At 38.1% G+C, this 12,926-nt stretch carries 13 protein-coding genes; 8 read left to right on the top strand and 5 right to left on the bottom strand.

Annotated elements, in window-relative coordinates; all coding sequences use genetic code 11:
* The first annotated feature begins 187 nt into the window (after nt 1-187).
* Nucleotides 188-2,647, top strand: coding sequence for a bifunctional YncE family protein/alkaline phosphatase family protein (locus B3P16_RS01415; RefSeq protein WP_286752512.1), 2,460 nt, complete (start codon nt 188-190; stop codon nt 2,645-2,647).
* Nucleotides 2,648-2,718: 71 nt separating this feature from the next.
* Here the strand turns inward: B3P16_RS01415 and B3P16_RS01410 are convergent, their stop codons facing one another.
* Nucleotides 2,719-3,315, bottom strand: a complete 597-nt coding sequence (locus B3P16_RS01410; RefSeq protein ID WP_286752511.1) for an HD domain-containing protein — start codon at nt 3,313-3,315, stop codon at nt 2,719-2,721.
* A gap of 181 nt (nt 3,316-3,496) precedes the next feature.
* Here B3P16_RS01410 and B3P16_RS01405 point away from each other — a divergent pair, with 181 nt between their 5' ends.
* The 6 genes from B3P16_RS01405 (at nt 3,497) to B3P16_RS01380 (ending at nt 9,195) form a co-directional block, all read left to right on the top strand.
* Nucleotides 3,497-4,519 (top strand): LLM class flavin-dependent oxidoreductase, encoded by a 1,023-nt coding sequence (locus tag B3P16_RS01405; protein ID WP_286752510.1) that lies wholly within the window; start codon nt 3,497-3,499, stop codon nt 4,517-4,519.
* A 12-nt stretch (nt 4,520-4,531) separates the two neighbouring features.
* On the top strand, nt 4,532-5,653 hold the full coding sequence (locus B3P16_RS01400; protein WP_286752509.1) for an NAD(P)-binding domain-containing protein: 1,122 nt from the start codon (nt 4,532-4,534) through the stop codon (nt 5,651-5,653).
* A 159-nt stretch (nt 5,654-5,812) separates the two neighbouring features.
* Nucleotides 5,813-6,724: a hypothetical protein gene (locus tag B3P16_RS01395; RefSeq protein ID WP_286752508.1), complete on the top strand. Its 912-nt coding sequence runs from the start codon at nt 5,813-5,815 to the stop codon at nt 6,722-6,724.
* Nucleotides 6,725-6,870: 146 nt separating this feature from the next.
* A complete protein-coding gene (locus B3P16_RS01390; protein ID WP_070565203.1) occupies nt 6,871-7,644 on the top strand; it encodes a helix-turn-helix domain-containing protein in 774 nt (257 codons plus the stop codon).
* Nucleotides 7,645-7,843: 199 nt separating this feature from the next.
* Nucleotides 7,844-8,341 (top strand): DUF1772 domain-containing protein, encoded by a 498-nt coding sequence (locus B3P16_RS01385; RefSeq protein WP_286752507.1) that lies wholly within the window; start codon nt 7,844-7,846, stop codon nt 8,339-8,341.
* 350 nt (nt 8,342-8,691) lie between these two features.
* Nucleotides 8,692-9,195, top strand: coding sequence for a hypothetical protein (locus B3P16_RS01380; RefSeq protein ID WP_070565311.1), 504 nt, complete (start codon nt 8,692-8,694; stop codon nt 9,193-9,195).
* Nucleotides 9,196-9,717: 522 nt separating this feature from the next.
* Here B3P16_RS01380 and B3P16_RS01375 read toward each other — a convergent pair.
* Nucleotides 9,718-10,524 carry a hypothetical protein gene (locus B3P16_RS01375; protein ID WP_053003475.1) on the bottom strand — a complete coding sequence of 269 codons (807 nt, stop codon included), beginning with the start codon at nt 10,522-10,524 and terminating at the stop codon, nt 9,718-9,720.
* Nucleotides 10,525-10,862: 338 nt separating this feature from the next.
* Here B3P16_RS01375 and B3P16_RS01370 point away from each other — a divergent pair, with 338 nt between their 5' ends.
* Entirely contained in the window at nt 10,863-11,435 is a 573-nt protein-coding gene (locus B3P16_RS01370) for a hypothetical protein (protein ID WP_286752506.1), read from the top strand.
* A gap of 150 nt (nt 11,436-11,585) precedes the next feature.
* On the opposite strand, the gene B3P16_RS01365 is transcribed toward B3P16_RS01370, so the two are convergent.
* The 3 genes from B3P16_RS01365 to B3P16_RS01355 are packed head-to-tail and all read right to left on the bottom strand — an operon-like array spanning nt 11,586 to nt 12,916.
* The gene (locus tag B3P16_RS01365; RefSeq protein WP_115049766.1) at nt 11,586-12,101 is read right to left on the bottom strand and encodes a hypothetical protein; all 516 of its coding nucleotides are present in this window, start codon (nt 12,099-12,101) and stop codon (nt 11,586-11,588) included.
* Nucleotides 12,058-12,435: a hypothetical protein gene (locus B3P16_RS01360; protein ID WP_046671699.1), complete on the bottom strand. Its 378-nt coding sequence runs from the start codon at nt 12,433-12,435 to the stop codon at nt 12,058-12,060. The genes B3P16_RS01365 and B3P16_RS01360 overlap by 44 nt, the downstream gene beginning before the upstream one ends.
* Nucleotides 12,422-12,916: an N-acetylmuramoyl-L-alanine amidase gene (locus tag B3P16_RS01355; RefSeq protein ID WP_286752505.1), complete on the bottom strand. Its 495-nt coding sequence runs from the start codon at nt 12,914-12,916 to the stop codon at nt 12,422-12,424. Before B3P16_RS01355 ends, B3P16_RS01360 begins: the two co-directional genes overlap by 14 nt.
* Nucleotides 12,917-12,926 lie beyond the last annotated feature (10 nt).

Here is a 12,926-nt window from a genome sequence, read left to right as displayed (position 1 = left end):
ACGATTACAAAGAGTATTCCGTGCAAAATTTTCTGATCAGTCCTGTATTACAGATTTTCAGAGGCCCTTGACCATACTAAAAAACAGCGCGTCATCACCTACACTAAGTTCGCGGTCCAATATTAAGTTTTCTTTAATTTTGAAGCTTCCTATTTAGTCTGACTACTCAATTTCGTAAATATGTCCCATGAAAAGAATAGGAACATTTATTTTGACAACGTGTATGTTTGCAACCTCACAACTCACATTCAGTCAAAACAATATACAAAATAGGATTAGTTCAATTTTGGAAAGCAATAAAGTTGGACTACCAAATGGCTGGACACTAACCCCTGTTGGGAAACAGATAGAGCTCGGAGATTTACCGCTGAACTTAGTTATCAGTCATCATAAAAAGCTTGCAGCTGTCAGCAACAATGGACAAAGTACACAAACAATAGATCTTATCGATCTCGCTTCACAACGAAAAATCGATAGTATTGCTATACCAAAATCTTGGTATGGATTGGCTTTTTCGAGCGATGATAATACACTGTATACTTCTGGGGGACATGATAACATGATCAGGATCTATAAAATCAACGGTGGAAAAATTGCATCCAAAGATTCTATTGTTCTTGGCAAGCCATGGCCCAATAAAATAGGAATAGCCGGATTGGCTGTAGATGATAAAAACAAACAACAATTATATACTGTCACCAGAGAAGATAAAAAACTATATGTCATCGACTTAAAAACCAAAGCAACGAAAGCAACTTATGATTTGGGAGCTGAGGGGTATACCTGCCAGCTAACACCTGATGCAAAACAACTCTATATCAGCGTCTGGGGCGGAGAAAAGATTTTAGTATGGGATGTTACACAAAATAAGATAACCAAAGAGATCCCTGTGGGTAGCCACCCAAATGAAATTACGTTTAGTAAAAATGGTAAATGGCTTTTTGTCGCCAACGCAAATGACAACTCGGTATCCATAATCGATACTAAAACAGGAGCAGTCGTAGAAACATTGAATGCAGCATTGTATCCTAATGCTCCAAGTGGATCGACCAGCAATGGTGTTGCTTTGTCCACAGATGGTAAAACCCTTTACATAGCCAATGCAGACAACAATTGTTTAGCAGTATTCGACGTAAGCAAGCCTGGGAGATCTATTTCGAAAGGATTTATTCCAGTGGGCTGGTATCCAACGAATGTAAAAGTAGTCGATAAAACAATTCTGGTTACAAATGGTAAAGGCTTATCATCCAAAGCTAATCCAAAAGGTCCCAATCCGACAGACCAAAAGGAAAAAGTCGATCGTCATGCAGGCGACCTCAACAAACCAAAAGAGATACAATATATTGCCGGTCTTTTTAGGGGAACGTTAAGCTTTATACCTGATCCTAAACCAGAAGAACTCGCCCTATATTCTCGTGCGGTATACCGGAATACGCCCTATTCGAAAGAAAAAGAGCTGCAAACAGAGGGTGAAGCCGGCAACCCTATTCCAATGAAAGTTGGAGCCCCCTCTCCGATCAAATACGTATTTTATGTCATCAAAGAAAATCGTACCTACGATCAAGTTCTAGGTGATGTTAAACAAGGAAATGGAGACGCTTCACTTTGTTTATTCGGCGAAAAAATCACGCCTAATCAACACAAAATTGTCAATGAATTTGCACTTCTAGACAATTTCTATGTCGATGCGGAAGTTAGTGCGGATGGGCACAATTGGAGTATGGGTGCTTATGCCACCGACTATCTGGAGAAAACCTGGCCATCAAGCTATGGCGGTCGCGGCGGCACTTATGGAGGAGAAGGGGAACGAGAAATAGCCAACAATAAAGGCGGATTTATTTGGGATAATGCCAAGCGACATCAGGTATCTTATCGCACCTATGGTGAATTCGCAGATAAAGGAAAACCCAACGTAAAATCTTTGGAAGGGCATGTTGCCACTGGATATACAAGTTATGACCTGAGTGTTGCCGACACCACACGTATAAGACAATGGAAAGCTGATTTTGATCAACTCATCCAAAAAGGAGAAATGCCCCAATTGACAACCATTCGAATCAGCAACGACCATACGGAAGGGATGCGTGCCGGCAAAAAGTCCCCTTATGCTCATGTAGCGGACAATGACCTCGCTGTTGGGATGTTTGTTGACCATATCAGCAAGAGTCCAATCTGGAAAGAATCTGCGATCTTTATACTGGAAGATGATGCCCAGAATGGTCCTGACCATGTGGATGCACACCGTAGTCCTGCCTATTTGATTAGCCCTTATGTAAAAAGAAGATCTGTAGATCACACCATGTATTCAACCTCAGGGATGATTAGAACGATAGAGCTGATTTTAGGGATGAAACCAATGACGCAATACGACGCTGCTGCAACACCCATGTGGCGATCGTTTAGCAATAACCCCGATTATACTCCATTTGATCATGTCGACGCAAATGTAGATCTCAATGAGCGCAATCCAAGTAAAGGGAAACTAGCTGTATGGAGTGACAAATATGATTGGTCGAAAGAAGACGCGGTACCTGATTTGGTATTCAATGAAATTCTATGGCAGGGACTTAAAGGTGAATCTGCTCCAGCTCCAAAAAGAGCCGCCTTCCTAAAGGTAAGCGAACAAAAAGAGGATGATGACGATTAATGTATATTTATAAAACCACAATGGTCAGCAATAGTATCGGGATTACTGCTGGCCATTGATGAGTATCCTACCTACTCTCCTTTTTTCAGAATCCCCCGAGCAACTCCAGCATCAATCAATTTTTCTGCATATTCCCACAATACTGCTGAGCCATCCTTAATGACAGATTTTTTTTCATAAACCTTTTCATAATTTACACCAGGTTCATTCCAGGTTCCACCATTATTGGAACTATTCTGTAAAAGTGGCTCCAATCGATCCATCGCTCGTGCGAACTGTGCTTCCGGCGTTTGACCAGCTTCAAATTCTTCCCAGATCGCAATGAGTTCCTCTGCTTGCTGCCCAGGCAAAATTCCAAAAATCCGCTGAGCTGCCAAACGCTCCGCACTTGTATTGGTATGGTTTTTTCCTGTATCATAGATAAAAGTATCACCTGCATCGATTTCGACGATATCATGTATCAATACCATTTTGACTACCTTCAATAAATCCACTGATTGATTTGCATGTTCTAAAAGCACAATAGCCATTAGGGCAAGATGCCAACTGTGTTCAGCGTCATTTTCGGGACGGTCACTATTGAAAAGTTTTGTCCTGCGCTGGATATATTTAATCTTGTCGATCTCCTTAATAAACTCGATCTGTTGTAATAATTTGTCTGAAAGCATCACTCTGAATCACTTATACAATTGAATAATACATAAAATTACTCTTTTTGAGCCACAGCCTACTTGTCATTTGGCAAATTCATTCAAACCATATATTATTGACACCCATCGGACAATCCAAACTACCGATATAATCGCAACATTTATTAAATTTGATTGACATCAAATCCCATTGTGATTTATGAAAAAAATAGGCTTTTTATCTTTTGGCCATTGGTCCAAGCATCCCGCATATAGTACGCAGACCGCAAGCGATACTTTATTGCAATCCATAGATCTAGCAGTAGCTGCTGAAGAAATAGGCATAGATGGTGCATATTTCCGTGTACACCATTTTGCGAATCAGCTAGCATCTCCCTTTCCTTTATTATCGGCCATTGGAGCCAAAACCTCAAAAATTGAGATCGGCACCGGTGTCATTGATATGCGCTATGAAAACCCCCTTTATATGGTGGAAGACGCTGGAGCTGCAGATCTAATCTCCGGGGGCAGATTGCAGCTCGGCATCAGCAGAGGATCGCCTGAACAAGTAATAGATGGTTGGCGTCACTTTGGTTACAATATCAACGAGGGCGAAACAGATGCTGATATGGGAAGGCAAAAAGCATTGGAATTTTTAGAAAAACTTAAAGGAATTGGTTTCGCTGAACCAAATCCCTATCCAATGTTTCCAAACCCGCCCGGTCTGCTGAGGCTCGAACCCCATTCGGAAGGGTTACGTGATCGTATCTGGTGGGGAGCAGCATCGAACGCCACGGCTGTATGGGCTGCTCAAAACAGAATGCACCTGCAAAGTTCCACTTTGAAATATGATGAAAATGGCAAACCTTTTCATATTCAGCAGGCCGAACAAATACGTTTATATAAAGAGGCCTGGAAAGCAGCAGGGCACCCTAGTGAACCCCGCGTTTCAGTCAGTCGATCCATATTCGCTCTGGTCGATGATTTAGATCGTTATTACTTCGGGCAAGAGGCTGACAAAACAGATAAAATTGGGATAATCGAATCGGACAAGCGGACGATTTTTGGGCGAAGTTATGCCGCAGAACCAGATCAACTCGTGAAAGAATTAGCGCAAGATGAAGCAATACAGGAAGCAGACACGCTATTATTGACCATTCCAAATACGCTAGGGGTCGACTACAATGTCCACATTCTTTCAGCCATTTTGGAACACGTAGCTCCCGAACTTGGTTGGCGTTAACTCCTCTTTCGTATGATAAAGAACATTCGCTACAAAACAAAAATTACAGTCATTGGTGCGGGTCAGGCTGGACTTTCTGCTGCTTATCATTTGAAGAAGCTCGGACTTAAAATCGGGCCGGATTTTATCATCCTGGATGAAGCCTCTACACCAGGAGGAGCCTGGCAATTTCGCTGGGACTCCCTTACCTTAAGTACAGTCAATAAAATACACGATTTGCCCGGCATGTCGTTTGAGGAGACTTTATCAACAAAAGGGGCGGAAGTTCAAGCCAACACCGCTGTTCCCCATTATTTTAAACTTTATGAAGAAAAATTTGGACTTCAAGTATATCGACCAGCTAAAGTAGAAAAAGTCTACATGTACCAAGATCGCTTTCATATCGATACGGCAGAAACTCTTTTCTCAGCACTCGGTATTATCAACGCCACTGGAACATGGGAAAACCCCTATATTCCTACCTATCCAGGTGCAGAATTATTTCGGGGCGAGCAACTCCACACAAAGGATTTTAAAACTGCAGAGTATTTTCGTGGCAAACATGTTATTGTTGTTGGAGCCGGTATTTCTGCCATTCAGCTATTGGACCAAATTTCCCAGGTTACAACGACAACCTGGGTAACACGACGACCGCCTTTATTCAGAGAGGGGCCATTTGATGACATGGCCGGGCATAATGCGGTTGCTATGGTAGAGGAACGTGTACGATTGGGGCTTTCACCTTTGTCTGTCGTTTCCGTTACGGGCCTCCCCTATTCTACAGAAATCCAGGAGATGGAAAAACGGGGTGTCCTTCAACGTTTTCCAATGTTTCAAGAAATAACAGAAAAGGGGATCAAATGGGCCAATGGAACAGAACAACAAGCAGATGTTATACTTTGGAATACAGGCTTTAAAAGTTCATTGAGCCATCTAGACGCAGTGCTACCAAAAGAAAAACAGGGTGGCATTCAAATGGCAGGCAGACTAGCGACTATGGTCGCAAAAGAACCAAGAATTCACCTCGTGGGTTATGGTCCATCAGCATCGACAATCGGTGCAAACCGTGCAGGTAGCGCCGCAGCTAGAGAACTTCTAAAAACGCTTTCAGCTGCCGACCTGAACACAAATAAATTTAGTGGGAGCCAACTATAATGGTAGTTTCAATTTTGAGTACAATAATAAAAAGTCAATTTATTTTGTACGCTATTTAACAACAATACAAATCATAATATTAAAACCATTATTGTCAAAGTTCACTGAACAAAAGTATTTCAGACGATCAATAATATGCACCGGCACAGTTTAATTAATATGAGATATGTCAAACAGCAACTCCGCACAAAAATAATAAACCAGAGCTGGAAATTATTATTGGGGCTATTCGCAATAACATTTTATAGCTGCAATTCTCGAAACGATAATACGCATATAACTGACTCTTTTTTACTCTACCAAAAAATCGATAGCTTAAAAATTCAGGATTATAACCTCATAGAACAGAACTGTTCTTTTATAGCCGAAAAACATTATAGATTTTCCGTCTTTAAGAACGACTCAGCGTGTTTCTTTCAGGTAGAAAAGTTAGAGGATAATCATTGGCACCTCATTATGCGAGATATGGATTATGGGACCAATAATTCAGGATTATCTTTTACCGATCAAAATAAAGACGGTTTTGAGGATATTGTATGGAACAAAAAGTGGCAAGAACATGCTTATTTGTTTAATCCTAAGGTTGAGAACTTTATTGAGATAGGTGAATACCACAATAGCCAACCACTTAAAATCAAAGGGAAAACCATGCTTTATAAGCATAGTTTTCCTATTCAGTATTTCTGGAACGAAGAGAAATCCAGGAACTCAATTTGCGGAGAAATCATCGAAACACATTCAGAACTCTTTGCGATTGATGAAAATTATCAGAAAATCAGCATTGCAACATTGGATAATTTCGACAGTTATGATTATCCCTCGGTTGACAGTTGCGTACAGGCTATTAAATGTTATACCCCTCCCTACAGGGGACGTTACAGCAAAATAAGCATTTGGAATGTTGGAACAGCAGTGGATTCAGTCGTTTTAAAAAGTGACCTGAGTCATTACAACCCTTCATTGGATTCAAATTGGATTGCCAATTATTGGCAAAATAATTATGTTAAATTACTGGAACATGCACAATTATTTCAGGTGAGAAGAAAAAAACCGCTCTACTATTTCAAATAAGTTGAATCAACGACATATACTTTAAACACTACGGGTCACAGTAAATCCACTAATCGAAATCCAACGATTATCCATATATTCTTATTTCATATTTCTGTATATTTAAAATTATAAAAAGTCGTAAAGCAAAGCCAAACAATTTATAAATGAAGCCTCAGATTATCTGTCCAGATACATCCATTGCATTATTCGTAAAGGCGATCCTAGTGTTTGAAAGTCAGACGAATGATTGCGTAAACTTACCTTTTTATGCTGATGGTTACCCTGGTTTATTGTTTCAACGATGCTATGGTGATTTTACAATCAAGCCTCATGATAAAAAAATGTCAAAGATTTTCCTTTATGGTCAGACAATAAAACCGATTTCAATCGATGTAAAAGGCCCTTTTCAGATTATCGTTTTTCAATTTTACCCATTTGTATTACGGACATTTTGGGGCATCTCGCCCGAAAGCATAAACGACGACTGTTATGATCTAAATACTCCTTCAAATACAACCTTCCACCAACTTACCGGCACATTATCCTCATTTTCAACAACTGAAAACAGCATCCAACTATTGACACAATCGCTTCTCAGCTTTTTCGATAGCAAGAAAAATAAACTTGATTTTTCGATTCAGCGAGCAATTCTTGAAATCATCGAAAGCCAGGGCCAAATCATTATTAAAGAAATTGCAAAAAGAGAAGCATTGAACATCCGAACTTTTGAAAGAAGGTTTCTCAAGGAAACTGGGATATCCGCTAAACAATTCGCTAAAATGGTACAATTTCAGGCCGCTTTTAAACAGCTCAATAGCAAAGACTTCCGAAAGATAACGGAAATTGTTTATGAAAATGGATTTGCCGACCAATCGCATTTTATTCGTGTCTTTAAGACTTTCACAGGCACAACTCCAGCGTCATTTAACAAAAAATAGGTTACTGTCGTTTTTATTCTATATTGACTCCCTGATTATCACAACTTTTGTATTGTCTAAGGTCGAGAGCAACGAAAGTGTGTATTTTTTTTAGCCTCAACTCCTTCGAAAAATTTACGATAAGAAAACAATGCTTTGATAAATCAGAACGCTTAGACAATGAGTTCAGCAAAACATGATACATCAAAAAAATATAGACATGAAATTACAAGACATCATTTTAGCGCTGGCAACAATATTTTCGGCTATTATATCAGGCTTATTTTTTTCGTATACCTTTTCGGTCAATTTGGGGCTAGATAAACTCAGCGATAAAGCCTATTTGACCGCCATGCAAAATATTAATAAAGAAATACTAAATTCAGCTTTTTACTGCTGTTTTCTAGGCGCTCCAATTTTATTATTGATGGCTACAATATTATCTTTGGATCTATCGTCACCAAAATTTTATCTAATACTAGTAGCATGCCTAAGCTATATCATTGGTGTAATTGTGGTCACAGGCACACAGAATGTCCCCTTGAACAATCAATTGGCCTCGATCGACCTATCTATATCTCCAGAAAAATCTTTAAGACTTGCACGTGATGCCTTTGAAAAACCCTGGGTATTTTGGAATAACATCCGAACTTGCTGCTCTTTACTTACACTCACTTGTTTAATTATTAACTTGGTATTTTTTAAAGCAAGAAATTGATCATAATATGAGGTAATAGTTTAGGATCAAATACCATATAGCCCGTTTACTGGCATTTCCACCGAAAAAAACTTGCTATTATTTACCGACCTCTTTTAGACGAAAAAAAGTCCAATGTATGCGAATTTAAATCCATTCCCCCCGAATTTAAATCAAGTGCTAAAACCTCTTCCTCAATACCTTACTTTTATAAAAATTAATCGACGGATGTTATTGAATGTGAGTGTAAATCAGCATGAAGGCAGGTATATCGAAGATTCCAAAAAATCTTCGATAGATTACCAAAACATTAATAAGCAGAAGTTATCTATCAATAAAAATAGTCTTTACAATTAATGAAATTTTTCCCCATGAAAACTAAACACTTAATTTCAACATCATTATTAGTATCTTCAGCCATAGGGTTGTTCTCATCTTGCAATGGTAGTTCTGTCGATACGGTAAAAGCGATCGAATCAAACTATGACAACCAAAACAAAACTATTACGTTAACAGGTGAATTTGATGCGCCTTCTTTTACATTCTCATCAGGAAAATCAAAAACTATGGCCATGAATTTCGTAGTTAAATCTCATGCGTTTAGTTCTGAAAAGTTCACTGCATTCAGCGTTATATTACCTGTAGGGACAGAAAAGAACAATGTTTTATTTGAAATTCCTACAGATCAGAAAAATTATACGCTTAAGAACTTTTATGTATTTGACGATAAGGGAGAAAAAATCAACCTAGATTCTCATACAACATTCAAGATGACAGGAACAGTACACTACAATGAGATGGAAAAACCTGTAAATGAACGGGAAAAAGATAATTTTTCCTATAAAATAACCGATGTAAGCTTTGTCAAAGATTAAAACTAACAACAATTGATAGCATAAGAAATAAAAAAGCCAGATTTCGAAACCTGGCTTTAAAAATAAACATATGATGATTAGTAAATGGCAAGTCCATAGGTACAGCTTAGTAGATAGTTCAATTATTCGAAAATTCCTCCACCCCGCGTTGATAACCTACGCACATGTACCTATTATTTCAATTGAACGCTACGAACATGCCTGAATAATGAGCAACCAATATTCTCGTCACGTTATCAGTCTTCTTAACGTTAAATATATACTAGGAGCGCCAAGATAGGACGCAACAACATGTCCGCATACGTTCAATTTATAGCCAAATATAGAAATAAAAACTAANNTTAGTTTTTATTTCTATATTTTTTAGCAACACCATACAAACTTGGTACGGATAACTTTCAATTAACAGTGCGCGATTGGGTTAATTTATCGCATATATAGCTGAAGCAAAAAGGTCCATCTATTAACTTTGGTATGAAAAGATGAACCGTCAAACCGAAAATAATCCGAGCTAGGCTATTCCTAAAGCGAACGGCTGATATCTACAACATTAAAAATTTGGTCAACATCATCCAAACTTACTGCAAAATCTGGGTACCTTGTTTTATCAGCGTTTAGCGAACGAAGGGTAAGAATTCCGTTATTGACATCATGATGAGCAATTTCTTTAATAATAACTCCTTCATATTTATGTACAACAACCCAATACCGATATTTGTGGGTATGAAATTTTGATTGCCATAACTCTCTTTTAATCAAACGTCCCGTCACAATATCACCGTCCAATACACTTGCGTCTGTTCCATCGGTCATACTATCACCACTAACTTCAAAAGAACGATAGGCACCTTTATGAAACTCAGTGACTGTAATAAAATGTGCCGGTAAATCGTCCATATATTCAGCATCAGAAAAGCCAGAAAGATACCCGGCTTTAGCTTTCTCTGTGACAAGTTTTGTCTGCATCAAATATCGTCCTGGGGAAACTTCAAAAAATATATTATTCTTATTTTCGTCAATAAACTTGACGTCCTCCGAAAAATATCCTATTGACTTACCATTACCAATACTAAGCATGGCTATCGTGTCGGGTTGCACTAAAGGAGCTACCTCCATTCTTTCACCTTTTCCATACAGCAACCAGTCATACTGAACATGAGGAAAAGCCGCTTGAATACGTGTTTTCATCGTAAGTCCAATAGGATACTCTCCTTTTTTAATACGCGAGTACACCTGCTCGCGTACCCCTAGTAAAGACGCGAATTCACGGTTAGTAACGCGCATCTCCAAGCGTAAAACTTCAAAGTTATTATTTGGATAAGTTTCCATAGTCGATCGGGTATTTAACAAATGTTACACAAATATATAACAATCTGACACTAAGTTACACAACTTATTAAACCTAAACAAATAGACAATCAAAATAAAACAATAAAATTCTAACTATCAAAGCATTACAGTTAAACAAATAAGTTTACTATTTCATATAAAAAGTAAAAATTAGGTTTTAATAAACTTGCAAGATTAACAAATTTGTTTAACTTTGTTAAACAATAAAAAAAATATAGACCCCTAGAATAGATAAGCAGGGTAGTAAGCAGATCAGCTATTCGTAGGATTTGCAATTTGCGAGACGAAAATCAGTTCATACTTAAAGATAAAAGAAAATGGAACAGCTCATGTCACAACATCTCAGACAGCCCATTGTATACCCAGTGGATTATTATCAACTACAAAAAACCAGCAATATTTTACGAAAAGAGGAAAGCAGTATAGTAACCGACAAAAATCGTTCACAACGTATGAACACATTATATTATTCATTCATCATGAGTTTCTTAAAAGAAAATCATCCCGAGATACTAAAATCCATCGATAAGATCTATGAATCTGATCTTTCCAAAATCAGCCAAGTAATTGACTGTTATTGTCAATTTGTGGGCATTCCTTCTCAGCAGATTATGGGCGAATATATCAATTACAAGGACATACAGCATCGTTACAAAGCTATCGCCGTTGTTCTACGTATCTTTCAGCCGGAAAAATTAAATAATCTGAAAACAAAAGTAAAAAGTAGCATATACAAGGAACTTGGTCCTTACTTAAAAATAAACAATGACACATTACAGAAATCTATCATCTGTGCTTGCAATCAATTTGACCTCTATCGTGATTTCAAAAAAGAGATTAAACAGATTGCCAATTATTACCTTATTGACCGGCATTTCGATGGGGATTAATATTATTTTATACAATCACAGCAGCTCTGCTCATTCAGCAACTGTATCCAGCTCTACAAAATAGTCCTTGAATTTTATACTCAAGGACTATTTCGTGTTATTTACTGAATTTTACTAAAATATAATGGTAACGATCTTTTTAATGGGTAACTACCAAATTCTGATCAACTTACGTTTATTTATCCACCAAATAATCAAGCCGACCAATATACTGCACCCCATTAAAAAATAAAGAAGACTTGACACTGCTGGTTTTGCAACCTCTTTTGATTGTTCTTTAGTTAGCTCCGTTTTCGTTTCAATTTGCTGACTACTTTTTGCTTTGTGATCTTTCCAATTGGTATTTAACCTTCTTTCAAGCTGCAGCTTTTCAGAATAATGTTCCTTTTTCGCATAGACTTTCCCCTTATGTAGCTGAACAACGCCATCCTGCATAATCTGAATCCCCTCACCTTCAACTTGCATCACATATTCATCTGTTACCAAAGCCTCTTTAGCTAATCCAACAACTTGTATATGTCCTGTCTTCTGTGCTATAGTAGCAGACTCTGTATTTTTTTCTTTGATGCCAAACTCTTGTGATGCATTGGTTTTCTCAACCTTTTTAAACAAACCGCAGCTGCTAACCAGTAGCAGCATTGCGATTATCTGTAGTGTATTTTTCATTTTTAACGCGCTTTAATTCAATCTGTAGCCTATTATAAAGTTTCATAAGATCATCATATTTTACCTGCAAATCCGCTAAAGTCTTAGCACAAGACATACGTTCGTCATTTGCCAAATGTAACCCTTCATTAAGATCTTCAATGATCGTCCGTAAATGCTCAATATCTTTCTCTAACCTATTGGCATAGCCTTCCCATTTTTCAATTACCTTTCCGGCATTCTCAACATTTGTCGCCTCCACCTCGGCTTGCTGCTTAGGCCTTCCAACAAGATACCCCCCTACAGCTGTCGCTACAGGGATAATCAATTTCTCTAAAATCTCAAGTAATTCCATTATAACTTCCTTTTGTTAACGGTTTAAATTTTTCCCAGGGAAATTGTACCCCTGGATCCTCCTTTCTTCCAGGTGCAATATCCGAATGCCCTAAAATCTCTCGAATCGGATAAGTACGGATAATTGCTTTACATACTGCTATTGCCGCATTGATCTGCTTTTCAGTGTAACTCTCCATCCCTTTATTTTGCAATTCGATTCCAATGCTACAGTTATTCAAATCTTTTTGACCGGCCCAAGTACTAAGGCCTGCATGCCAACATTTTGTATTAAAAAGCGCCAATTGCGTTATGATACCATCACGACTAATATGAAGATGAGCGGAAACCTTGCTCCGGGAATCGGTCATCCAATCAATTGCACTTGTAGCATTGGACGCACCGTCGTAATGCATAATAATATAAATGGGTTTAATAATCCCACCTTTGTTTGGTGTTTCTCTATAAGAAACACCGATAAGTTTGTTTTCTTTAATTTCCATATCACGATTT

The sequence above is a fragment of the Sphingobacterium sp. UBA7631 genome, from assembly GCF_002483935.1.
Taxonomy (GTDB): Bacteria; Bacteroidota; Bacteroidia; order Sphingobacteriales; family Sphingobacteriaceae; genus Sphingobacterium; species Sphingobacterium multivorum.
The sequence above is the reverse complement of the archived record's forward strand: the minus strand, read 5'-3'. Positions and strand labels throughout refer to the sequence as shown.